The 22,254-nt window shown below is 39.4% G+C and carries 22 protein-coding genes; 7 read left to right on the plus strand and 15 right to left on the minus strand.

The window, feature by feature from the left end:
• Position 1: 1 nt before the first annotated feature.
• The 5 genes from ACFSKV_RS12380 to ilvD are packed head-to-tail and all read right to left on the minus strand — an operon-like array spanning position 2 to position 6,479.
• Complete coding sequence (locus ACFSKV_RS12380; RefSeq protein ID WP_380803122.1) at positions 2-1,513, minus strand: 2-isopropylmalate synthase; 1,512 nt, start codon at positions 1,511-1,513, stop codon at positions 2-4.
• Positions 1,514-1,520: 7 nt separating this feature from the next.
• Positions 1,521-2,564: a ketol-acid reductoisomerase gene (gene ilvC, locus ACFSKV_RS12385; protein ID WP_380803123.1), complete on the minus strand. Its 1,044-nt coding sequence runs from the start codon at positions 2,562-2,564 to the stop codon at positions 1,521-1,523.
• An 11-nt stretch (positions 2,565-2,575) separates the two neighbouring features.
• Positions 2,576-3,085 (minus strand): acetolactate synthase small subunit, encoded by a 510-nt coding sequence (gene ilvN, locus ACFSKV_RS12390; RefSeq protein ID WP_380803124.1) that lies wholly within the window; start codon positions 3,083-3,085, stop codon positions 2,576-2,578.
• A 16-nt stretch (positions 3,086-3,101) separates the two neighbouring features.
• Positions 3,102-4,784: a biosynthetic-type acetolactate synthase large subunit gene (gene ilvB / locus ACFSKV_RS12395; RefSeq protein ID WP_380803126.1), complete on the minus strand. Its 1,683-nt coding sequence runs from the start codon at positions 4,782-4,784 to the stop codon at positions 3,102-3,104.
• Positions 4,785-4,802: 18 nt separating this feature from the next.
• A complete protein-coding gene (gene ilvD, locus ACFSKV_RS12400; protein ID WP_380803129.1) occupies positions 4,803-6,479 on the minus strand; it encodes a dihydroxy-acid dehydratase in 1,677 nt (558 codons plus the stop codon).
• Between the two features lie 526 nt (positions 6,480-7,005).
• On the opposite strand from ilvD, the gene ispE reads away from it, so the two are divergent.
• From ispE to ACFSKV_RS12415, 3 genes are read left to right on the plus strand one after another with little or no spacing between them, the layout of a single operon-like run.
• On the plus strand, positions 7,006-7,812 hold the full coding sequence (gene ispE / locus ACFSKV_RS12405) for a 4-(cytidine 5'-diphospho)-2-C-methyl-D-erythritol kinase (RefSeq protein ID WP_380803132.1): 807 nt from the start codon (positions 7,006-7,008) through the stop codon (positions 7,810-7,812).
• A 40-nt stretch (positions 7,813-7,852) separates the two neighbouring features.
• Entirely contained in the window at positions 7,853-8,095 is a 243-nt protein-coding gene (locus ACFSKV_RS12410) for a ribbon-helix-helix domain-containing protein (protein ID WP_380803134.1), read from the plus strand.
• A complete protein-coding gene (locus ACFSKV_RS12415; RefSeq protein WP_380803137.1) occupies positions 8,082-8,417 on the plus strand; it encodes a type II toxin-antitoxin system PemK/MazF family toxin in 336 nt (111 codons plus the stop codon). Before ACFSKV_RS12410 ends, ACFSKV_RS12415 begins: the two co-directional genes overlap by 14 nt.
• Before the next feature lie 41 nt (positions 8,418-8,458).
• On the opposite strand, the gene ACFSKV_RS12420 is transcribed toward ACFSKV_RS12415, so the two are convergent.
• From ACFSKV_RS12420 to tgt, 4 genes are all read right to left on the minus strand, one after another.
• Positions 8,459-9,586: an ATP-binding protein gene (locus ACFSKV_RS12420; protein WP_380803139.1), complete on the minus strand. Its 1,128-nt coding sequence runs from the start codon at positions 9,584-9,586 to the stop codon at positions 8,459-8,461.
• A gap of 206 nt (positions 9,587-9,792) precedes the next feature.
• A complete protein-coding gene (locus ACFSKV_RS12425) occupies positions 9,793-10,713 on the minus strand; it encodes a DMT family transporter (protein WP_380803141.1) in 921 nt (306 codons plus the stop codon).
• Position 10,714: 1 nt separating this feature from the next.
• Complete coding sequence (locus ACFSKV_RS12430; protein WP_380803144.1) at positions 10,715-11,788, minus strand: LptF/LptG family permease; 1,074 nt, start codon at positions 11,786-11,788, stop codon at positions 10,715-10,717.
• A gap of 1 nt (position 11,789) precedes the next feature.
• Positions 11,790-12,920, minus strand: coding sequence for a tRNA guanosine(34) transglycosylase Tgt (tgt, locus tag ACFSKV_RS12435; protein WP_380803146.1), 1,131 nt, complete (start codon positions 12,918-12,920; stop codon positions 11,790-11,792).
• A 129-nt stretch (positions 12,921-13,049) separates the two neighbouring features.
• On the opposite strand from tgt, the gene ACFSKV_RS12440 reads away from it, so the two are divergent.
• Both ACFSKV_RS12440 and ACFSKV_RS12445 read left to right on the plus strand, forming a co-directional pair.
• The gene (locus tag ACFSKV_RS12440) at positions 13,050-14,186 is read left to right on the plus strand and encodes a glycosyltransferase (protein ID WP_380803148.1); all 1,137 of its coding nucleotides are present in this window, start codon (positions 13,050-13,052) and stop codon (positions 14,184-14,186) included.
• Complete coding sequence (locus ACFSKV_RS12445; RefSeq protein ID WP_380803151.1) at positions 14,177-14,788, plus strand: RNA polymerase sigma factor; 612 nt, start codon at positions 14,177-14,179, stop codon at positions 14,786-14,788. The genes ACFSKV_RS12440 and ACFSKV_RS12445 overlap by 10 nt, the downstream gene beginning before the upstream one ends.
• A 22-nt stretch (positions 14,789-14,810) precedes the next feature.
• Here ACFSKV_RS12445 and ACFSKV_RS12450 read toward each other — a convergent pair whose 3' ends face one another.
• The 6 genes from ACFSKV_RS12450 to ACFSKV_RS12475 form a co-directional block, all read right to left on the minus strand.
• The gene (locus ACFSKV_RS12450) at positions 14,811-15,716 is read right to left on the minus strand and encodes a diacylglycerol/lipid kinase family protein (protein WP_380803154.1); all 906 of its coding nucleotides are present in this window, start codon (positions 15,714-15,716) and stop codon (positions 14,811-14,813) included.
• A 1-nt stretch (position 15,717) separates the two neighbouring features.
• Positions 15,718-16,662, minus strand: coding sequence for a hypothetical protein (locus tag ACFSKV_RS12455; protein WP_380803156.1), 945 nt, complete (start codon positions 16,660-16,662; stop codon positions 15,718-15,720).
• Positions 16,663-16,725: 63 nt separating this feature from the next.
• Entirely contained in the window at positions 16,726-17,292 is a 567-nt protein-coding gene (gene nadD, locus ACFSKV_RS12460) for a nicotinate (nicotinamide) nucleotide adenylyltransferase (protein WP_380803158.1), read from the minus strand.
• A gap of 14 nt (positions 17,293-17,306) precedes the next feature.
• Positions 17,307-17,879 (minus strand): guanylate kinase, encoded by a 573-nt coding sequence (gene gmk / locus ACFSKV_RS12465; RefSeq protein WP_380803161.1) that lies wholly within the window; start codon positions 17,877-17,879, stop codon positions 17,307-17,309.
• A 1-nt stretch (position 17,880) separates the two neighbouring features.
• On the minus strand, positions 17,881-18,153 hold the full coding sequence (locus tag ACFSKV_RS12470) for an anti-sigma factor (RefSeq protein ID WP_380803164.1): 273 nt from the start codon (positions 18,151-18,153) through the stop codon (positions 17,881-17,883).
• Positions 18,154-18,197: 44 nt separating this feature from the next.
• The gene (locus ACFSKV_RS12475; protein WP_380803167.1) at positions 18,198-18,791 is read right to left on the minus strand and encodes a sigma-70 family RNA polymerase sigma factor; all 594 of its coding nucleotides are present in this window, start codon (positions 18,789-18,791) and stop codon (positions 18,198-18,200) included.
• 121 nt (positions 18,792-18,912) lie between these two features.
• Here ACFSKV_RS12475 and ACFSKV_RS12480 point away from each other — a divergent pair, with 121 nt between their 5' ends.
• The gene (locus ACFSKV_RS12480; protein ID WP_380803169.1) at positions 18,913-19,767 is read left to right on the plus strand and encodes a lysophospholipid acyltransferase family protein; all 855 of its coding nucleotides are present in this window, start codon (positions 18,913-18,915) and stop codon (positions 19,765-19,767) included.
• Between the two features lie 188 nt (positions 19,768-19,955).
• Positions 19,956-22,208 carry an ATP-dependent helicase gene (locus ACFSKV_RS12485; protein ID WP_380803172.1) on the plus strand — a complete coding sequence of 751 codons (2,253 nt, stop codon included), beginning with the start codon at positions 19,956-19,958 and terminating at the stop codon, positions 22,206-22,208.
• Positions 22,209-22,254 lie beyond the last annotated feature (46 nt).

Below are 22,254 nucleotides of genomic sequence, written 5' to 3' on the forward strand. Positions count from 1 at the left end.
TTTACTCGATTGTCGCTTTGTCTTTGACAGGAATCTTGTTAAGGGCATCCACAAATGCCTGAGCCGAGGCCAATACTATATCTGAATTGGAAGAAAAACCATAGTAGGGCTTATCTCCTTGCATCAGACGCATGTGTACTTTGGCCACATCGTCACTTCCTGCTGTGATCGCCTGAATCAGGAATTCCTCCAGCACATAATGAGGTTTTACCACTTTTTCGATGGCTTTTAATACCGCATCTACCGGACCGTTGCCTGTAGAATCACTTTCGTAGCTTTTGTCTCCTACTTTAAGTCTCACTTTGGCTTTGATTTCACCATTGGATTGATAGCTGACTTTTTCCAATTCAATAAAGGATGACTCGTCCATGTATTTACCGACCAGAGAAAGCAGATCTTTTGGCCCTATATCTCTTTTCTTATCTGCCAAATTCAGGAAATCCTCATATACCTCTCTCAAGGCTTCACCTTCCAGTTCGACGCCCAAGGAATCCAGATGATGCTTTAGTGCGGCTCTACCACTTCTGGCAGTCAATACAATGGAAGACTCATGAACCCCAACTTCTTTTGGGTCAATGATTTCATAATTTTCCCTATGCTTGAGAACCCCATCCTGATGGATTCCTGAACTATGTGCAAAAGCATTTCTTCCTACAATGGCTTTATTAGGTTGAACCGGCATGTTCATCAATTTGGAAATCAAGCGGCTGGTACCGTAGATTTTTTCTGTCTTGATGTCAGTGTGCACCGGAATGGTCTGATGACATTTGATCGCCATCACTACTTCTTCCAAAGAGGTGTTTCCGGCCCTTTCCCCGATTCCATTAATAGTCAGTTCAGCCTGCCTTGCTCCATTTTGGACTCCTGCTATGGTATTGGCGGTAGCCATTCCAAGGTCATTATGACAATGGGTAGAGATGATGGCTTTATCGATATTGGAAACATTTTCTTTCAGGTATCTGATGATCGCTCCATATTGCTCGGGTAGGCAATAGCCTGTGGTATCCGGGATATTGACTACTGTGGCGCCGGCTTTGATGGCTTGTTCTATAATTTTTGCCAAAAAGGGAAGTTCCGCCCTTCCGGCATCTTCCGCATAGAATTCCACGTCCTCCACAAAGCGCTTGGCAAACTTCACTGCCCTGACCCCTCTTTCGATGATCTCTTCAGGTGTGGACCGTAATTTGTATTGGATATGATAAGGAGATACTCCAATCCCGGTATGGATTCTGCCCTTTTTGGCATATTTCAATGCAGCTGCAGCTACTTCAATATCCTTCTCCACAGCTCTGGAAAGGGCGCAGATGATAGGATTTGAAACTGCTTTTGAAATTTCCACTACTGAGTTGAAATCCCCTGGGCTGGATATAGGAAATCCTGCTTCGATGATATCTACTCCAAGGTCTTCTAAAGCCTTAGCCACCACTATCTTTTCCTGGGAGTTCAGCTGACACCCTGGTACCTGCTCTCCATCCCGGAGTGTGGTATCAAATATCCATAGCTTTTCACTCATAATTCTATTAGTTATTTTCAGGTCTTAATTTTCTGACAGTCGCACCTGCCTGCCACATTTCAGATTCTCTTAATTCTTTCAATTCCGCTTCCAGTTTTTCTCTGTAATCAGGCTTGGAATTGGAGTCAATTGACTTCTGTGCTTCTTTACCGCTTTTCACACTGTTGTAGAGTTCTTCAAAAACCGGTTTTGTGGCATCTCTAAATGGTTTCCACCAGTCCAGGGCACCTCTTTGGGCAGTGGTAGAACAATTGGCATACATCCAATCCATTCCATTCTCCGCAACCAATGGCATTAAACTTTGGGTCAGTTCTTCTACAGTTTCGTTAAATGCTTCAGATGGGCTATGGCCATTGGCCCTCAAAACCTCATACTGAGCAGCAAATATTCCCTGGATAGCTCCCATCAAAGTTCCTCTTTCACCGGTAAGGTCAGAAGTTACTTCTCTATAGAAATCAGTTTCAAACAAGTAACCGGAACCTACACCTATTCCTAATGCAATAACCCTATCTTTTGCTTTTCCGGTCGCATCCTGATAGATGGCAAAGGAAGAATTCAGCCCTCTACCTTCTACAAACATTCTTCTGAGAGAAGTACCGGAACCTTTTGGAGCCACTAAAATCACATCCACATCCGCAGGAGGGATAATTCCTGTTTTCTCTTTGTAAGTAATACCAAATCCATGGGAAAAATAGAGTGCTTTTCCAGGAGTCAGGTATTTTTTGACTGTTGGCCAAAGGGCGATCTGACCGGCATCAGAAAGTAAGAACTGAAGAATGGTCCCTCTTTCACAGGCTTCTTCCAGTTCAAACAATGTTTCACCCGGAACCCATCCATCTGCAATGGCTTTATCCCATGTTTTTGACCCTTTCCTTTGGCCTACGATGACATTGAAACCATTGTCTTTGAGGTTCAGTGCCTGACCAGGACCTTGTACTCCATAGCCCAGAACGGCAATTACCTCGTCTTTCAATACTTCTCTAGCTTTCTCCAAAGGAAATTCCTCCCTGGTGACTACATTTTCTTCTACTGATCCGAATTTCAGTTTCATAGTGTTGTTAATTAGGTTTGATTATTTAAATATTCTTGAACAGAAAACTTTGGCTTAGCAATAGCCACCCTACCGGAGCGAGAAAACTCCAATAAATTGAATGGTTTCAATATTTCCAACAAAGCCTGTGTATCTTCTTTATGGCCCGTGAACTCAATCACCACAAACTCTTTTTCAGCGGCAATGATGTGGGCATTAAACTGCCGGATTACCTTTTCCAATCCCGGATCCAGGCTTTCAATAGGTAGTTTGTAAAGGGCTATTTCCTGGTAAACCACCTCACTATCTGTGAAATAGTAGGCTTTGATCACATCTACTACTTTTTCTATTTGTTTGGTCAGGTGGACGATCTGTTCCTCTGTAACGGTTACCTCAATCGTGATTTTGTGAATTCCGTCCAATCTACTTTCGGATGCTGTTAAAGCATCTATATTGATGCCTCTGCGCGTGAAGATGATGGATATCCGGTTGAGAATTCCAATGAAATTCTCCGTATAAACTAATATAGTATATCGATTCATAAACCCTGATTAACGATTAACTTAACCTTACTTCTTCCACCGAGCAACCTGTAGCAATCATAGGGAAAACATTGTCTTCTTTTTCTACCACTACTTCTAGGAAATAAGCTCCTTGATGTAGGATCATTTCTGCAACAGAAGCTTCCAGATCATCTCTTTCGGTTACCTTTTTTGCCTTGATATTGTAAGCTTCGGCTATCTTTATAAAATCAGGATTCTCAAGTTCGGTAAATGAGTAGCGCTTATCAAAGAACAATTGTTGCCACTGGCGTACCATTCCCAGATAATTATTATTGAGCAACACAACTTTCACAGGGGCTTTGGTCTGCATGATAGTGCCCAATTCTTGAATGGTCATCTGAATTCCTCCATCACCTACCACACATATGACCTGTTTTTTATAATCATGCAACTGAGCTCCCAAAGCAGCAGGAAGGGCAAAGCCCATGGTACCCAAGCCTCCTGAGGTCACCTGTGTTCTGGTCTTTTTGTAATCAAAATACCTCCAGGCTATCATTTGATGTTGTCCTACATCAGTTACCAAAATGGCATCTTCTTCTTTGAATTGGTTGATTAGCCGTATCACTTCACCCATATGCAAACCACCGTGGGTACCATGAAGATCATTGGCCATAACCGCTTCCTTTTCCTCATTTTCAAGGTCTCTGAATCTTTGCATCCATTCGGGATGGGAATTGGTTTGGACTGTATCGGTTAACATTTCAAGGCTCACTTTACAATCCCCCTGAACCGCCACAGTACATTTGACATTTTTATCTATTTCAGAAGGGTCCAATTCCAAATGGATTACCTTTGCCTGCTTGGCATAACGTTTTAGATCCCCTGTGACCCTATCGTCAAAACGCATGCCCACTGCAATCAGGATATCACATTGATTGGTCAAGAGATTGGGTGCATAATTTCCATGCATACCCAATTTTCCTACATAGGAAGGGTGGTCCTGAGGCAAAGCACCAGAACCTAAAAGGGTGGATGCTGCGGGTATACCGGTTTTATCCAAAAATGATTTCAACTGTTCTTCCGCACCTGCAAGAACTACACCCTGCCCATAAAGAACATATGGTTTTTTTGCATTATTAATCAGCTCGGCAGCAGCATCAATGGTTTTTTGATCTATTTTAACATAAGGCTTGTAAGATCTTATTCCTAAGCAAGGCACATAATTGAATTCCCCAAATTCCACTTGGGCATTTTTTGTAATATCCACCAATACAGGGCCAGGTCTTCCTGTTTTGGCAATATGGAATGCTTTTGCAATAGCAGGAGCAATTTCATCTACTGATCTTACCTGGATATTCCATTTGGTTCCCGGCATGGATAATCCTACCACATCAGTTTCCTGGAAAGCATCTGAACCCAAAAGATGGGCTGCCACCTGTCCAGTAATACAAACCAAAGGCGTGCTGTCAATCTGGGCGTCCGCCAAACCAGTAATCAAATTTGTAGCACCAGGGCCGGACGTGGCCAAAACCACCCCAACCTTGCCTGAAACCCTTGCATATCCCTGGGCAGCATGAATGGCACCCTGTTCATGCCTGGTCAATACGTGCTTGATCTGATCACTGTAATCGTACAGGGCATCATAAACCGGCATGATTGCACCACCGGGATAACCGAAAATGTATTCTGCATTTTCGGCAATCAGAGATTTTACTACGATATCTGCTCCTCTAATCATTGTCTATTGATTTTTCGATTATTTATCAGTAACACATCCTTCGGATGCCGAAGCTACCAGCTTGTTGTATTTCTTTAAAGTTCCTTGAAGGCTACTCAAATCTTTATTTTTCCATTTTCCCCTTCTTTCTGCCAACTCCTCTTCACTGATTTCAAAGCTTAAAGTCAAAGAATCTGCATCAATGGTAATCATATCCCCATCTTTTACCAGGCCAATGGGCCCACCTGTAAATGCTTCAGGTGTCACATGTCCAACTACAAATCCGTGGGTACCTCCGGAAAATCTTCCATCTGTGATCAGGGCAACATCCGAACCCAAACCTGCACCTATTATCATGGAAGTAGGTTTTAACATTTCAGGCATTCCAGGACCTCCTTTGGGGCCAATATACCTGATAACGATTACCTCCCCTTTCTGAACTTCCTTGTTCTTGATACCTTCATTCGCTTCCAATTCTGAATCATATACTCTGGCAGGACCGGTAAAGGACTTTCCTTCTTTTCCTGAAATTTTGGCCACAGCTCCTTCGGGCGCAAGGTTACCCTTGAGGACACAAAGGTGCCCTGTTTCTTTTAATGGGGTCTCGATGGGATGGATTACATTGACCATAGATGGTACTACAGGAGCAATGTCTGCCAGGTTTTCCGCTACAGTTTTTCCGGTAACCGTCATGCAGTCTCCATGAAGCATTCCATTATTTAACAAATATTTCATGAATGCGGGCAATCCACCCTGTTCATAAAGATCTTCCATCAAAAATTTACCTGAAGGCTTGAAATCACCCAAAAGAGGGGTTTCATGGTTTACTTTTTTGAAGTCTTCCAAGGTAAAGTCTACTCCAGCTGTCTTTGCTATAGCCAGAATATGGAGTACTGCATTTGTACTTCCACCCAAGGCTACAGCCACACGGACCGCATTTTCAAGACTTTTCTTTGTAACGATATCTTTGGGCTTGATATCTTTTTCCAATAATATTTTAAGATATTTGGATACCTCTTGGCATTCTTTGATTTTTTCTTCCGCTGTAGCAGGAGTTGAAGAGCTGTATGGCAGGGACATTCCCATAGCTTCAATGGCAGAAGACATGGTGTTTGCAGTATACATACCTCCACAGGCACCAGCTCCCGGGCAAGCATTTTGAATGACCCCCTGATAATCCTCATCACTCATTTCCCCTTTGATTCTTTTACCATAAGCTTCAAATGCAGAAACAATGTTCAGTTTTTCTCCTTTGTAATTTCCGGATCTAATGGTTCCTCCATATACCATGATGGAAGGCCTGTTGATCCTTAGCATACCCATAATTGCCCCTGGCATGTTTTTATCACATCCAGCCACGGCAACACAGCCATCAAAAGAGTGTCCTTCAATAAAGGATTCTATGGAATCTGCTATGATCTCCCTTGATACGAGAGAATACCGCATTCCCATTGTACCCATTGATATCCCATCTGAAATACCAATGGTATTAAAAACCAAACCGGTCAGACCTTGAGCCTTTGAGGCTTCTTTGATCAGACCGGCAAAGTCATTAAGGTGCATATTGCAGGGGTTGCTTTCATACCCACAACTGGCTACACCTATAAATGGCTGGTTCATCTGTTTATCAGTCATCCCTGTAGCATACAGCATTGCTTTTCCTGCGGGATGCTCTTCATTTTGGCTGATTTCCCAACTGTATTTTTTCAAACTCATGGTTACTCTAGGTTGGTCAAATAGGTTTATAAAAAAAGTGCCCCATTTATTGAGGCACTTAACATTATATGGTCGTTTGTTAAAATAGTCGAGCGCCTCTTCATTTATTACAAATGAGAATAATAAAGCTTAGAGGAGTGACTATCTCAAACATGCGGTTATGGTTCTTTTTAATTTCAGTACAATATTAACGTTCTAATTCCATAGATACAATATTTAATTTCATTTTTTACCCTTGAAATAGATTTAAAGTGTATGTAAAATATTTTTTTTACATATTTTATTTTAAAAAACAGCATCTACACAAGCAATCATTGAGAAAAATCAGCTTTATCCTACGATTTGTCAAAATTTTGTTTCGAATTCAACATTATCTAACAGAATGTTATTTTTTTTGATTTTTTTTCAATCTAAAAATTATTAAGCAAATGATTAAATAAAAAAACATCGGATCAAGTAAACGAAAGACAATATTCACTTAAAGATTTTATTGCCATATTTATGATAAATTTTACAATTACTCCCCATGATCTGTTTTCCTAATGCTAAAATTAACCTAGGGCTTCACATTACTTCCAAAAGAAAGGATGGCTACCATGACATTGAAACCTGTATGGTTCCTATTCCGCTCTTTGATGCGTTGGAAATGGTTATTGAAAATAAAACCATATTTGAAACCAGTGGTTTGGCCATCCCGGGAGAAGAAAAAGACAACCTTATTCTTAAAGCCCTGAAGTTAATCAGAAAGGATTTCAGTGATTTGCCCCAAGTCCACATTCACTTACACAAAAACATTCCAATGGGAGCAGGATTGGGTGGGGGGTCCGCAGATGGTGCTTTTGCACTGACATTGATGAACAAACTTTTCGACCTGTATTTGGATGATTTTATCCTGGAGGATTATGCTGCTCAATTGGGCAGTGACTGTCCCTTTTTTATTGAAAACAAACCCAAAATAGCTACTGGTAGAGGTGAAATCTTGGAACCTGTAGATGTGGATTTGAAAGGAGACTATATACTACTCATCAAACCTCCTGTACATGTAGGCACCAAGGAAGCTTATGCTGGAGTATCCCCAAAGAAGCCGGAAACAGACTTAAAATCCCTATTGAAGGATAAGGGTTCATGGAAAGAAAAGCTTGTCAATGACTTTGAAGCCAGCATCTTTCCTCAGTATCCCGAAATAGCTGAAATCAAGGCCAAACTGTATGAGATGGGAGCTTATTATTCGGCAATGTCCGGTTCGGGATCCACTGTATTTGGATTGTTTAATGAAATCCCACCAAAGAGCGTATGGCCATCGGAATACTTTGTCTTTGAAGGACTTGTATAGATAATATTTACATTTTATATTTACAATAAATAAATATAAAATGGCAACAATCACAACTTCTCTACCTGATGAACTGGTCCAAAAGCTTTCGGATTACGCGAAAAAATTGGATATGCCCAAAAACAAACTGATAGAGAAGGCATTGAGCCTTTATCTGGATCATCTCAAAAGGGCAGCCTATGCCAAATCTTACAAAAGTGCAGGTCAGGACGAGGATATGCTGACCTTGGCAGAAGAGGGAATGGAAGCTTACTTTAAGCAGTTGGAAGATGAAACAAGGTGAGATCTGGTATGCGGACCTAAACCCTGTTATGGGATCTGAGCAAGCAGGTTTTAGACCAGTAGTAATAATTAGCGGCAATCTCCTCAATAAATACCTGAAGGTTGTAATCACCGTGCCTCTGACAACAAAAGTTAAAAACTATCAGGGCAACCCTATCTTGAAACCAAATGTTCAAAATAGGCTAAAAGCAACCTCGGAAATGATGATTTTCCATATCAGGTCCATTTCCAAAGAAAGACTGGTTGAGAAAATCGGCGAAATTTCAAAGGCTGAACTTCAACTGGCTTTAGGGACACTTCAGGATATTACAACCTTGAACTGAGATTTTACCCTTTCAATGAATTTGAGATGGAGGAATAAGAGTTACCTACCAAAAAATTCCCTGAAATTCTCCCTATTGATCAACTTATTTTGACTTTGATACGATTCTGTAAAGGTCTTTGGGAAATTTACTTTTCTCTTAGGACTCCATTTGAATTCATAGGCATGTAGCTGTCCAGCTAGTTCTTCTACATAATCAATCTCTTGCTGCTGCTTGGTTCTCCAAAAATAGGTCTGTGCCAAGCCTTTGGTATATGAATTCACTTTTAGGCGTTCACTTATCAGAAAATTTTCCCATAAAGCCCCCACATCATGCCTCGCTGCTAATGGGGTAAAATCTCTAATAATCGCATTTCTTATACCATTATCATAAAAGTAAATTTTCTTCGCTGTTTTGATTTCGGTCCTGAGGTTTTTGCTGTAGGAGGATAGACTAAAAATCACAAACGCCTTTTCAAGTACATCGATGTAAGAAGCGACAGTTTTCGGGTCTGCACCGACCGTCTCCCCCAATTCTTTATATTTCACCTCGTTGCCCACTTGAAAAGCCAAGGCTTCAAGGATGTTTTGTACCAGCTTAGGCTTTTTTAGATTCCCATAGATCAAAACGTCTTTGTAGAGATAGCTTTCTGCCAATTCCTTAAGCACTTCCACCTCTTGAGTAGACTGCTTGATAACGTCTGGGTAAAATCCATACACCAGTCTGTTTTCCAAACTTTGTTCTGCTTTCAAATAGCCTACCTCCTTCTCATATTCAAGCCACGAAATTGGCCATAAATGAAAAGTCCATTTCCTTCCTGTGAGTGGTTCTTGGACCTTTTCATTCAATTCGAAAGCAGAAGACCCACTTAATACCAATTGCACATGGCTAAGTTGATCCACCATAATTTTCGCTTTTAATCCAATATTACTGACACGCTGCGCCTCATCAATGTATACTATTTTATTATCTGAGATAATGGTGCGCAACGTCTCAGTATTTGCATTTTCAAGAATATCCTGTACTGTCGGATCATCACAATCCATGTAAAGGAACTTTTCATCCCTTTTTTTTAAAATAGCCCTTACCAACGTAGTCTTGCCTACTTGTCTAGGCCCAAGCAAGACAATCGCTTTACCCGAGAAAATTTTTTTTTCTAGGGAGTCTTGGATGATTCTTTCAAAATTCATCTAATCAAAGGTTTATATGGACAAAGATAAGATATTTTAAATTAAAATTCCCGTAAAGTCATAACTTTAAAGGATTTAATTCCCGTAAAGTCATAACTTTAAAGGATTTAATTCCCGTAAAGTCAGAAAATAACTCAGGACACTGTTAAGACATATGTAGAATTCTTCCAGATATTAAATGGAGCTGAAATATTCATTACCCCATCTCAAGCCCTCAACAGATTATTCCCCCTTGCCTTCCTTCTCAGGTAATAATTATACAAGGGGTAAATCAGCACTGAAATCAAAATGATCAAGGTTCCCAGGTAAAACCCTCCTGTCATTTTTTCTTTTTCCCCAAAAACCAAAACAGCCAGGATAATCCCATAAACAGGCTCAAGGTTGATGGTCAGATTTACTGCAAAGGCACTTACTCTTCTCATCAGCTCCACCGAAACTGAAAAGGCATAAACAGTGCAAATACCGGCCAATAATAATAACCATAGCCAGTCCATGGCAGATGGAATCAGCTGAAGACCTTCCGGTGCAAAAAAATATCCATATAGCGGTAAAAGTAGTGCTGCAAAAACACAAGCTCCGAACATTTCATAAAAAGTCAAAATATAAGGACTATGTCTTTTGGTAAATCGCCCGTTAATGACTGTGAAGACTGCACTTAAGAAAGCAGATGTAACTGCCATCAGCAGCCCCAGCCAATAATCGAATTCAAATCTGAAAATCACATATAAACCTACAATCACCAAAAGTCCCAAAAACAGTTCAAATGGCTTAATTTTATTTCTGTTGGCCAACGGCTCCAGAAGAGCAGTCCAAAGGGATGTGGTCGCCATCCCTGCCAGGCAAACAGAGGCAGTGGAAACCCTGGCGGCCCAAAAAAAGAGTATCCAATGGAGAGAGATAATAAATCCGTTTCCAACAATTTTAATCAGTTCTTGTTGGGAAACCCGGATAGATGTCTTTTGATAAATAAACATTCCAGCCAAAATCAAAGAGGCTATCAAGGTTCTATAGAATACAATTTCTATGGACGGAATACTGATCAGCAGACCCAAAACTGCTGTGAAACCCCAAATCAAAACGATAAAGTGGAGTACCAGATAATCCTTTACAGAAGCTTCCGAATGCATACTATCTTGGAACAGTTTTATAGAGCAATAGACCGGTCAGAGCAAAAACAAAATTGGGTATCCAGACAGACAGCAGTGGATAAGCTGTACCTGCCTCAGCGAAAGTCCTTGAAAGTAAAAACATGATGATATAGATAAAGGCTAAAAGAAATCCTAGGGCAATCTGAAAACCAGATCCTCCCCTTGTCTTGCGAGAAGAAACAATTACGCCAATAAAGGTCAGAATGATGGCCGCAAAAGGCGACATGTACCTGACATACAATTCGATGATGTAATAATTGACGTTATCAGCTCCCCTTTCTTCCAAAACCCGAATCTGCCTTTTCAGATCAGGCAACTTCAGTGTTTCATGATGGTTGGTGGGAAGGTCAAAATCATTAGGTGTAATGGACAACAGGGTATCGAGAGATTCCCCTACGGTATACTTCTCCCCCATTTCATTCAATTCCCGTAACCTCCAGTTTTTTACAGACCAAGAATTAATAGCTGTGTCCCACACGATCCTGTCTGCAGAAAGTTTGGCAATGAGTTCACCATCCCTGATTTGCTCTAAGGTGAAATTATATCCAGTATTTCCAGAAGTATAATACCTGGAAATATAGGCATAAACATCAGGAGCCACTTTGATATGGATGTTGTTTTCAGTGTAGAATTTATTTTCTTCCAACCACCTGGATTTGAATTCCGTAACTCCTGCAGTAGCGCCTGGCAAAACCCAGCCATTTAGTAAGAAACTGGCAATCCCGATTAGGGAAGCTCCCATCAAATAAGGCAAAAGCAATCTTACAAAACTTACTCCACTGCTTAAAATGGCAATAATTTCAGTTCTCCCTGCCATTTTGGATGTAATAAAAATTACGGAAATAAATACGGTGATAGGGGTTAGTAAGTTGTTGAGATACAGTCCATAGTTACCCAAATAAACCAGAATATGCTTTGCAGGAACTTTGTTCCTGATAAAAGCATCATTTTTTTCGGTAAAATCCAACACCAGGACAATAAGGATCAGCATCAACACTACAAAAAAATAGGTCTTGAGAAAATCCTTGATAATCAGTTTGTCCAGTATTTTCATGTTATAATCTTCTGCTTACTTTTTCAACCATCTGGTTTTTCCAGCTGGCAAAATCACCTTCTTTGATGTGTTCCCTTGCTTGCCCAACAAGCCAAAGATAAAAACTCAAGTTATGGATACTTGCAATCTGAGCGGCCAATATTTCCTTCGAAATAGTCAAATGCCTCAAATAGGCTTTTGAGTAAAATGAACTGACATAGGAATTGATATGGGGATCTATTGGTTTGAAATCATCCTTCCATTTCTCATTACGGATATTAATGATTCCTTCTGAGGTAAACAACATTCCGTTCCTTGCATTTCGGGTTGGCATAACACAATCAAACATGTCTACACCCAAAGCGATACACTCCAAGATGTTAGCTGGGGTCCCTACACCCATCAAATACCTGGGTTTTTCTTTGGGAAGAATATCTGTTACCATTTCTGTCATGGCATACATTTCTTCCACCGGCTCACCTACAGACAAGCCTCCTATAGCATTGCCTTCTCTGCCGCAGGAGGCAATAAATTCCGCGGATTGTTTCCTTAAGTCAGGAAATACACTCCCCTGGACAATTGGAAAAAGAGTCTGGCTGTATCCATATTTACTTTCTGTATTATCAAAACGGTCAATGCATCGTTTCAACCATCGATGGGTCAATTCCATGGATTTTCTGGCATAGGTGTAATCGCAGGGATAAGGCGGACATTCATCAAAAGCCATGATGATGTCAGCCCCAATAATCCTTTGGATATCCATGACCCGTTCAGGGGTAAATACATGCTTTGAGCCATCAATATGGGACTTAAAAATAGCCCCTTCTTCCGTTAGCTTCCTATTTTCAGCCAAAGAAAAAACCTGATATCCCCCACTGTCAGTCAGAATTGGTTTGGACCAACCGTTAAACCGGTGTAGTCCTCCTGCCTTCTCCAATACATCCAGCCCCGGCCTTAAATATAAATGATAGGTATTCCCTAAAATAATCTGCGCTTTGATATCATAGGTAAGCTCTCTCTGATGAACAGCTTTCACAGAACCTGCTGTACCTACCGGCATAAAGATAGGGGTCTCAATATCCCCATGGTCAGTTTTTATAGTACCTGCCCTGGCTTTGCTTTTACTGTCTATATTCTCTAATTTGAATTTCATCCCGAATATTAAATCAAGAGGTGTTTTGAACCCTCTTCGTTTTTTTCTCCCAAACTAAACACAAAAATATAAGCATATTCTAAATGAATGCTCAATTTGATTTTATATTTGTGTGTTAATGGAAAGGGAATGGTATTCGATATTTTATGGATCACATTTTTGACTGCGCTTATTGTGCAACTTTTTTATATCGTGGTATTATTTGGACGGATTTCCTTTTTTTATAAAAACCCTAAAAGCCCTTCACTTTTAAACTATGAAGGGGTAACAGTTATTGTAGCGGCCCATAATGAAAAAGGAAACCTCAAAAAACTAATACCTGCTTTATGCAATCAGGATTATCCTAATTATGAGGTAATGATCGTCAATGACCGGTCCCACGACGGTACAAGATTTCTTTTGGAAGAAATGATGACCATTTACCCAAAATTAAGAACAGTAACCATTCAATACACTCCGGAACATGTTACTTCCAAAAAATATGCACTCACACTTGGTATCAAAGTTGCTAAAAATGACGTCCTATTGTTGACGGATGCAGATTGTATTCCTAAAACAGATAAATGGATAAGGTTAATGACAGCACCGGTAAGGGAAACGAACAAAACATTTTCTTTAGGTTACTCCCAGTACAATTCAAATGATGGTTTTTTAAACAGTTGGATTCAATTTGAAACTTTATGGACTGCACTGCAATATATTTCCTTTGCATTATGGAAAGCACCATTTATGGGTGTTGGCAGGAATCTTTGTTATAGGAGGAGTTTTTTTATGGAAAAAAAGGCCTTCAAAGGGCTATGGCATATTAACTGTGGAGATGACGACCTTTTTGTCAACATGTATGCAGATGGAAACAATACTGCAGTTGTGGTAGATCCGGATAGCATTACCCTCTCTACTCCGAAAACAACCTGGAAGGATTACTTTACCCAAAAGAAAAGACATTTTCACGCAGGTAAATATTATAAAGCAGGGGATAAACAGAAAATTGGGATTTACTCATTTACGCACCTTTTATTTTGGTTAACTGGAATTTCTTTGCTCACTTTAATGGGAATTGAGCAGAATTGGGAACAATTTGTAATTATTTTAGGTATTATTATTGTCCGATCCATACTGCTGACATCAGTATTCACATCGGCGAGAAAAAAACTGGAGGGGGAAACCAAAGTGTTTTGGACAGGATTTTTCGACGTCATGTATTTGGGTTACTTTTGGATTTTAGGCACGTTAGGGTACCAGTCAAAAAAAGTTAGATGGAAATAAACGAAAGAGGATTTTCAAACAAAGCTTTAGAGGATTTTGATCTGATTGACAAAGCTGTCAACAATAAAGATCAACAGGCTTTTGCTACTTTGATGAAGCGCTACAAAAAAGCTGTTTATTTTATGATCCTCAAAATGATCAGGGACGCAGATGATGCAGAGGACCTGACCATGGAGGCATTTGCCAAAGCTTTCAGAAACCTCCATAAATTCAAAAAAGATTATACTTTCAGTACATGGCTCTTTAGGATCGCTACTAATAACACGATCGACTTTATCCGGAAGAAAAAACTGAAAACAATGAGTCTCAATACCACTTTGAGTGATGACGGAGGCAATTCAGTAACAATTGATGTGGAGGATGATGATAAAAACCCACAGGATGAATTCATCAAATCCCAACGGATTGAAATGGTTAGGATTTTTGTAGACAAACTACCCGCCAAATACCGAAAATTAGTCCAATTACGATATTTTGATGAGTTATCCTATGAAGAAATAGCTCAAGAACTGGATAAGCCATTGGGAACTGTTAAAGCACAATTGCACCGTTCCAGGGAGCTGCTTTATGAGATTGCCCAAGGTAAAGAAGGACTAATTTGAAATATGCTGATTAACTCTTATATCAGATCAAAATCTTTACCTTCTTTTGTAGCATTTCCATTTTTAAAGGAGTATAACCTACAAACTCCCCATCCATGTCAATTGGTATAGGAACCTGGCTTTCTATGCTGCATTTTTTTGCCTTCCCATAAAAAACTTTTGGATGAATGATTTTCTTCCCACTTTTTAATTGCGAGATTTTGGTCAGGTAATCCCAAATACCTACATTCCCTATGATGACAATTTCCGCAATGCCATCATCCAATTCCGCTTCAGGGGCTATACAAAGACCACTTCCAAAATATTTTCCATTGGCCATACATAGGCTCATGACATTCCCTTCATAAGACCAGTCATGAGTAATTATTTTCACATTTTGACTTTTGTAGAAAATCAGGGATTTGAAAATTGCCCATGCATAGGAAATATTTGGGGAAAGGAATTTAGGTCTGTTTTTGATCATTTGGACTGCCAGTCCTCCAAGGCCAATGTCAGAAATATTAACAAAATAACGGTTGATGATATTCCTATCTGAATCAGAAAACATCATCCAACCCACATCAATAGATTTGGGTTGGTTTTTTTGAACAGCATTTAACAGACTTTTTAAGTTTTGATGGATTCCGAGACTTTTCACAAAGTCATTCCCACGACCGTGCGGAATAATTCCAATAGGAACTTCTTTAAGCAAACCAAAGCTCAAGTAAGCATTCACTACTTCATGGACAGTACCATCTCCACCGACAGCAATCAAAAAATCGGTCCCTTCTTCGAGCGCTTTGGTTGTCAGCAAATCGGCATGATGAAATTCAGTGGTCTGCTTTACTTTTACAACAAAATCTCCCGCAAAGGTTTCATTGATTAACCTGAGCAATTTTGACTTTCGGCTAATTTGACCATGGACAATAAATGTGACGATCGGACGCATATCAAGGAATAAAAAACCTTCCTCTCACCCCAGTTCCAGGGTTGTAAAGCTCAAGCACATTCCCGTCAATAGCATATTCTATTTCATTTGGAGCCCTTAGGATGAGGTTGAGGCTGTCATATTTATTTTTGATTTCCATAGTCAACCGGTAAAAATTATCAGTTGGAATTGTGGGAGGTCTGGGCGGCATCCAACCTGAATTTACTGCCAAGCTTATTCTTATTCTTCCTTCACCTTCAATAGAATATACAGAGAAAAGTTGGTAAGGACGGGTGTTCGCGGCTGTTTGGACTTCAAAAGTCTTTGCTTCAGGGAATTCTATTGGGGTACCTAATAATAAAGTGTCATAAAAGTATATCCCAATTCTCGGGTCTTCACAGGTGGGGTAGGACAGTATTTCTCCATTTTCATCAATAAACCCATGCAATTGCCAAAAATTATTTTCAAGGTTTGGACTCATTTCTTTTTCCTCAAAGACAATTGGGCAGGAAGGAATCTTAAAGATGTTTTCCAATACAAATGGTTTACCGGAAAAAAGATCATAATCAAATTTCTCTTTTATTTTACCGCTAATAGTCACATGCATTCGATAATTTCCTCCTTTAGAACCACCGTACAGATAGCGCTCAAAATAGTCGGCTCTAGCACAATTAGAACTGAAGGTTGTTCCATATACCATTTGATCATTCAGAAAACCACAAATCAATTCATCATTACTTACATGAAGAAATTTAGGCTCAGGATCATCCGTTAATTCAAGCATAAAAACAAAACCTGTCTCAAAATCCTCTCCAATTTGTTCTACATCCAAAAAAGCCCTTACCTCACTCAATTCTGCAAGGGTCATTCTATCTTCAATTGCTATTGGCTCAATATCTTTTGGGACTTCCTTTTCATCACAGGAAAAATTCAATAAAAAAAGGAAAATCACACATAAGCGTTTCATAAAAGATGAAAGGTTTAAAAGAATATAAATATCGTAAATTAAACAATTGATTTATAAGAGCTTTTATAAAAAAAGTTTCTTATCCTTGATATATTCTTCCACTGGCTGGGGTAAAAGATATTTCACAGAATGACCTCTTTTGATAGTCTGACGGATAAAAGTGGCCGAGATATCCATCAGAGGAGCTTCAACAAAGCGGACATTAGAGTGCTCAAAGACCAGTTGTTCTCCCGGGCGAGGATAAACATATAAACCATAATGCTCCAAAATCTGCTCATGATTTTTCCATTTGTGAAAATGGGTAAGGTTATCACCTCCTATCATCACAATAAATTGGTGTTGGGGGTGTTTTTCAGAAAGATAGGCCAAGGTGTCGATGGTGTAACTTGGACGGGGCATGTGAAACTCAACATCGGTAGCCCTAAAATAAAAATGATCGGCAATGGCGAGCTCTACCATCTTTAGCCGATCAAATTCATGCAATAAAGATTTTTGTTTCTTAAAGGGATTTTGCGGACTTACGACAAACCACACTTCATCCAGGTCTGTCTGATCCTGCATCACATTGGCAATGATTAAATGCCCGATGTGAATAGGATTAAAAGATCCGAAAAATAAGCCGATTTTCAAAGTAAAACAGGGGTTTATTTGGAAAGAAAATCACCGACCAATTGTTCTGCATCTTTAAATGATTTTTGTATGTCATCATTGAGAATGGTCACGTCAAATTTATCTTCAAAGGTGGATTCAAACTTCGCTTTAAACAACCTTCTCGAAAGGCTTTCATCTGTTTCAGTCCCTCTATCTCTAAGCCGCTCATGCAATACCTCCAAAGAGGGGACTTTTACATATATTGCAAGCGCTTTATCGCCAAAATATTTTTTAAGATTCACCCCACCCTTCACATCTACATCAAAAATAACATGTTTTCCTTCATCCCAAAGCCTTTGTATTTCTTCTTTTAAAGTACCATAAAAATTACCTTCATAAACTTCCTCCCATTCAATAAAAGCCTCCTCATCGATTTTCTTCTTGAATTCTTCCGGTGTCAAAAAATAATAATCTTTGCCATTTTCTTCAGTTCTCCCTCTTTTATCCCTTGTAGATGCAGAGATGGAAAATCCCAAATTCGGAAATTTACCCAGCAGATGTCTGACTATGGTGGTTTTACCAGAACCTGAAGGAGCGGAAAATATAATTGCCTTACCGGTAGACATCCTACTTAATTTCCTGTATTTTCTCCCTGATCCTTAATACCAGTTCATTTGGAGTTGCTTGCTTGCTGCATTTGGTTTTTAGCACTTCCCTGATGGCCTGCTCTAAATGAAAATGCTGGAAACATGGTTGGCATTTATCCAGTTTTTCCTGAAGCACCTCTTTTGAATTAGGTATATGTTCTCCGTCCAAAATACTTTCCAAAAGCTGAAAGCATTTGCTTACATCAGCGCATGACTGCTTTCTTCCTTCGGATGATGATGAATTGTTATCCATTTTAATAATCAGTAATCTTAATTTAGCAAAATATCTTAATCTTATTATTCTTCTTCGTCGGTATCATAACCCATAGTCTGTGCATAGGAACGTAATTTATCTTTCAATAAGTTCCTGGCTCTGTGCAATCTTGACCTCACTGTTCCTATTGGTATATCCAATATCTTGGCCATCTCTTCATAGGTAAAACCTTCCAAGTCACAAAGAATGATAACCGTCCTAAAATCTACGGCAAGACTGTTAAGGGCATTGGATATCTCATCACCCAGCATGTCTTTGACAGCATCAACTCTCAAATCCGTAGTACTGCTATAATCAACATCATCTGAGTTGTAATAAGTTTCAACTTCCTGATAATCAATTTTAGAAGGCTGTTTACTTTTCTTCCTGTAATCATTGATAAAGGAATTTTTCAGAATCCTAAAAAGCCAGGCTTTAGCATTGGTTCCCTGCTCAAATGAATTGATAAACCGATAAGCTTTGAGATAGGTATCCTGCACCAAATCCTTGGCATCATCTTCATCAAAAGTAAGTCGATAGGCAAAGTTGTACATGGAATCTATGTGGGGCATAAACTCCTGATCAAATATGTGGTTCTTTTCCTTTTCGGTATATTTTTTTCGCTGAACTTCAGACATAAGATTCAAAAGTAATCAAAGGGTGAATTTATCACTAATTTTTTTGAATAAAGTCAGTGCTTTTGGCTTATTTTGAGCCTTAAATTGAAATTTACAAAATTAGGCAAACAAACCAATTGGCATGTTTTTATTCAAATTAATATCTTTTCTTCCCCTATGGGTTTTATATATTTTTTCGGATATCTTTTATCTAATTGGATACCACATTGTCAAATACCGACAAAAAGTCATTTTTGAAAACTTGAAATTCGCATTTCCTGAAAAGTCTGAACTAGAACGGAGAAAAATTGCCAAAAAATTCTATCGGAACCTCACAGATTCTTTTGCGGAAATCATCAAGATGTACAGTATTAGCAAAAAGGAACTTAACCGGAGAATAACGATTGAGAATTACCAAATAATCCCGGAAGCCGTAGAGAAGGGAGAGGTAATCATAGGACTAACCGGACATTTTTTCAATTGGGAGCTACATCTTCAGCACGTAATTGCCAATGTCAGCAACAACTTGGATGTGGTGTATACAAAAATCAAAAATCCCTTTTTTGAAAATTTAATGTTTAAAATAAGGACCAGGTTTGGGGGCAACATGGTTGAGAAGGATGGATTTCAAAGAGATTATCTCAGGAAGCGAAACCAACCTAGATGTATAGTCCTTGCAGCAGATCAGCGTCCCAATAACAGAGAAATCAGATATTGGGCCAATTTTATGAACCGCGAGACAGCATTTTTTGAGGGTGCTGAAAAATTGACCAAGAAATTCAACCACCCTGTTTTCTATTCCCATATCAGCAAACCTAAAAGGGGTCATTACCATTTCAAGTATGAGATAATCGGTACTCCCCCATATGTAAATTCAGAAGAACATAGCATAACAGATGAATTCATCAAATGCTTAGAAGAAAACATACGGCAATATCCTGAACTTTACTTGTGGAGCCATGATAGGTGGAAATGGAAGAAGACGAATGAAAATTAAAGACCTGAAATTGAAATTGAAGGCTATAAATACCAGCAACCTGAAATAGGGAAAGAAAGGCAGATGACTTAGTTAAAACAAAAAACAAGATTATTTTTAAAAATAACCACAGAAAAAATTTGAAAATTTTTATTTTCCCTCCCTATACAAAAAGCATTAACTTTGAAGCTTGTTGGAATAATTGAAGCATGGATTATTTAAAAGGACTCAACCCCCCCCAAAGAGAAGCTGTTGAACATACTGAAGGGCCTGTGATGATCATCGCAGGCGCAGGATCCGGCAAAACAAGAGTGCTTACTTACCGAATAGCTCATCTCATCCATGCTAAAGGAATTGATCCTTTTCAAATCCTTTCCCTTACCTTTACCAACAAGGCGGCCAGTGAAATGAAGCAAAGGATTGAGAAACTCATTGGTCTAGAAGCCAGAAACACCTGGATGGGCACATTTCATTCAATTTTCGCCAAAATTCTACGGGTTGAAGCAGAGAAAATCGGATATCCCTCCAACTTTTCTATTTATGATACGGATGACAGTAAGTCACTTTTACGGACTATTGTCAAAGAGATGAAGTTAGATGACAAGGTCTATAAACCAAGCACTGTATTATCGAGGATTTCCGGGGCAAAAAACAGGTTGATTTCCTGGGAAAATTACCTCAATGATCCTTATATCAAGGCAGATGATGAAGCGGCTATGAAACCACGAATGGGTGAAATCTATCGGAATTATCAAAAACGCCTGTTTAAATCCGGGGCCATGGACTTTGACGATTTATTGTTTAACACCAATGTGCTTTTCAGAGATCATTTGGATGTACTCAACAAGTACCAACAGCGTTTCAAATATGTGATGGTAGATGAATTTCAGGACACTAACCTATCCCAATACCTCATTACCAAAAAATTAGCAGCGGTACATCAAAATATCTGTGTAGTCGGAGATGATGCACAGAGCATTTATGCTTTTAGGGGTGCAGATATTCAGAATATCCTGAATTTTGAAAAAGATTATCCCGATTTATTTGTAGTGAAGCTGGAACAAAATTACCGCTCCACAAAAAATATTGTTCAGGCAGCCAACAGCATTATCGCCAAAAACAAAGCACAACTTAAAAAAGATATCTGGACCCAAAACCACCACGGAGAGTTGATTGAGCTGATCAAGGCCAGTTCGGACAATGAAGAAGGCAGGATGGTGGCCACAACTATATTTGAAGAAAAAAACAACAAAAAATTATCCAATAACGATTTCGCTGTCCTTTACCGGACCAATTCACAATCCAGGGCCATTGAAGAAGCTCTGAGAAAGATGAACATCACTTACAAAATAGTAGGGGGGCTTTCCTTCTACCAAAGGAAAGAAATCAAAGATCTGATGGCCTATATGAGGTTCGTTGTCAATAGGGAAGACGAAGAAGCATTTAAGCGCATCATCAATTATCCTAAAAGAGGAATAGGGGATACCACAGTAGAAAAAATCATAGTTGCTGCTTATGAGCATGATATTTCACTTTGGGAAGTTATCATCAATGCGAATAGTTTTCTTAGTGGTAGGGCTGCCAATGCTGTCGATGATTTTGCCACAATGATCAAAAGTTTTGGTATTGAAACGGAAAGAAAGGATGCATTTGAAGCTGCCAACTCCATTGCCAAGCAATCAGGATTACTTCGGGAGCTGTATGAAGACAAAACCATTGAGGGCCTGAACAGGTATGAAAACGTTCAGGAATTATTGAATGCCATTAAAGAATATGTGGATAATCCGGAAAATGAGGATAAGAGTTTGGGGGCTTTCCTCCAGGAAATCGCCCTGTTGACAGATAATGACCGGGACAAGGACAGTACCGATGCAGTTACCTTGATGACCATACATTCTTCTAAAGGATTGGAGTTCAAGCAGGTTTTTGTAGTAGGTATGGAGGAGGATCTTTTCCCTTCCCAAATGATGATGCAAAGCAGAGAAGACTTAGAAGAGGAAAGAAGGTTATTCTATGTAGCGACCACTAGGGCCATGGAAAAATTATACTTAACATATGCTTTGACGCGTTATCGTTTTGGCCGCTTACTCAATTGTGAACCCAGCAGATTCTTAGAGGAGGTTGATCCTGCCTGTATTAAGGTAAATAAGAGGATGACTACTGCATTTCCCGGGGCATTCAGGGAAGAATCCAGTGAAGGAAAATCGGGGTTTATTGGTTTGAAAAAGCCAGCGACCAGGACAATGACAACAGCAAAAATCCACACACCCAGTCCGGATTTTAAGCCTTCGAACACCAATAATCTGCAGGAAGGCATGTTGGTGGAACATCCAAAATTTGGCTTTGGGAAAGTCAATAAAATAGAAATTGAAGGAATTAATAGGAAAGCAACCATACAATTTGATAATTTTGGAGAAAAGGTATTATTACTTAGCTTTGCAAAGCTTCGAATTATTGATTAGCCGGGTGCATATATAAAGATTTTTAAGCTTTAACCACCCATCATTC

It is taken from the genome of Shivajiella indica, assembly GCF_042683085.1.
Classification (GTDB): domain Bacteria; phylum Bacteroidota; class Bacteroidia; order Cytophagales; family Cyclobacteriaceae; genus Shivajiella; species Shivajiella indica.

Coding starts and splice junctions, on each gene's coding strand:
- ilvD (WP_380803129.1), bottom strand. CDS start 6,479: ATGAGTTTGAAAAAATACAGTTGGGAAATCAGCCAAAATGAAGAGCAT.
- ACFSKV_RS12425 (WP_380803141.1), bottom strand. CDS start 10,713: ATGCATTCGGAAGCTTCTGTAAAGGATTATCTGGTACTCCACTTTATC.
- ACFSKV_RS12380 (WP_380803122.1), bottom strand. CDS start 1,513: ATGAGTGAAAAGCTATGGATATTTGATACCACACTCCGGGATGGAGAG.
- ACFSKV_RS12420 (WP_380803139.1), bottom strand. CDS start 9,586: ATGAATTTTGAAAGAATCATCCAAGACTCCCTAGAAAAAAAAATTTTC.
- ACFSKV_RS12445 (WP_380803151.1), top strand. CDS start 14,177: ATGGAAATAAACGAAAGAGGATTTTCAAACAAAGCTTTAGAGGATTTT.
- ilvB (WP_380803126.1), bottom strand. CDS start 4,784: ATGATTAGAGGAGCAGATATCGTAGTAAAATCTCTGATTGCCGAAAAT.
- ACFSKV_RS12440 (WP_380803148.1), top strand. CDS start 13,050: ATGGTATTCGATATTTTATGGATCACATTTTTGACTGCGCTTATTGTG.
- gmk (WP_380803161.1), bottom strand. CDS start 17,879: ATGTCTACCGGTAAGGCAATTATATTTTCCGCTCCTTCAGGTTCTGGT.
- ACFSKV_RS12430 (WP_380803144.1), bottom strand. CDS start 11,788: ATGAAAATACTGGACAAACTGATTATCAAGGATTTTCTCAAGACCTAT.
- ACFSKV_RS12470 (WP_380803164.1), bottom strand. CDS start 18,153: ATGGATAACAATTCATCATCATCCGAAGGAAGAAAGCAGTCATGCGCT.
- ilvN (WP_380803124.1), bottom strand. CDS start 3,085: ATGAATCGATATACTATATTAGTTTATACGGAGAATTTCATTGGAATT.
- ACFSKV_RS12455 (WP_380803156.1), bottom strand. CDS start 16,662: ATGAAACGCTTATGTGTGATTTTCCTTTTTTTATTGAATTTTTCCTGT.
- ilvC (WP_380803123.1), bottom strand. CDS start 2,564: ATGAAACTGAAATTCGGATCAGTAGAAGAAAATGTAGTCACCAGGGAG.
- ACFSKV_RS12475 (WP_380803167.1), bottom strand. CDS start 18,791: ATGTCTGAAGTTCAGCGAAAAAAATATACCGAAAAGGAAAAGAACCAC.
- ACFSKV_RS12485 (WP_380803172.1), top strand. CDS start 19,956: ATGGATTATTTAAAAGGACTCAACCCCCCCCAAAGAGAAGCTGTTGAA.
- ACFSKV_RS12415 (WP_380803137.1), top strand. CDS start 8,082: ATGAAACAAGGTGAGATCTGGTATGCGGACCTAAACCCTGTTATGGGA.
- ispE (WP_380803132.1), top strand. CDS start 7,006: ATGATCTGTTTTCCTAATGCTAAAATTAACCTAGGGCTTCACATTACT.
- tgt (WP_380803146.1), bottom strand. CDS start 12,920: ATGAAATTCAAATTAGAGAATATAGACAGTAAAAGCAAAGCCAGGGCA.
- ACFSKV_RS12410 (WP_380803134.1), top strand. CDS start 7,853: ATGGCAACAATCACAACTTCTCTACCTGATGAACTGGTCCAAAAGCTT.
- ACFSKV_RS12450 (WP_380803154.1), bottom strand. CDS start 15,716: ATGCGTCCGATCGTCACATTTATTGTCCATGGTCAAATTAGCCGAAAG.
- ACFSKV_RS12480 (WP_380803169.1), top strand. CDS start 18,913: ATGTTTTTATTCAAATTAATATCTTTTCTTCCCCTATGGGTTTTATAT.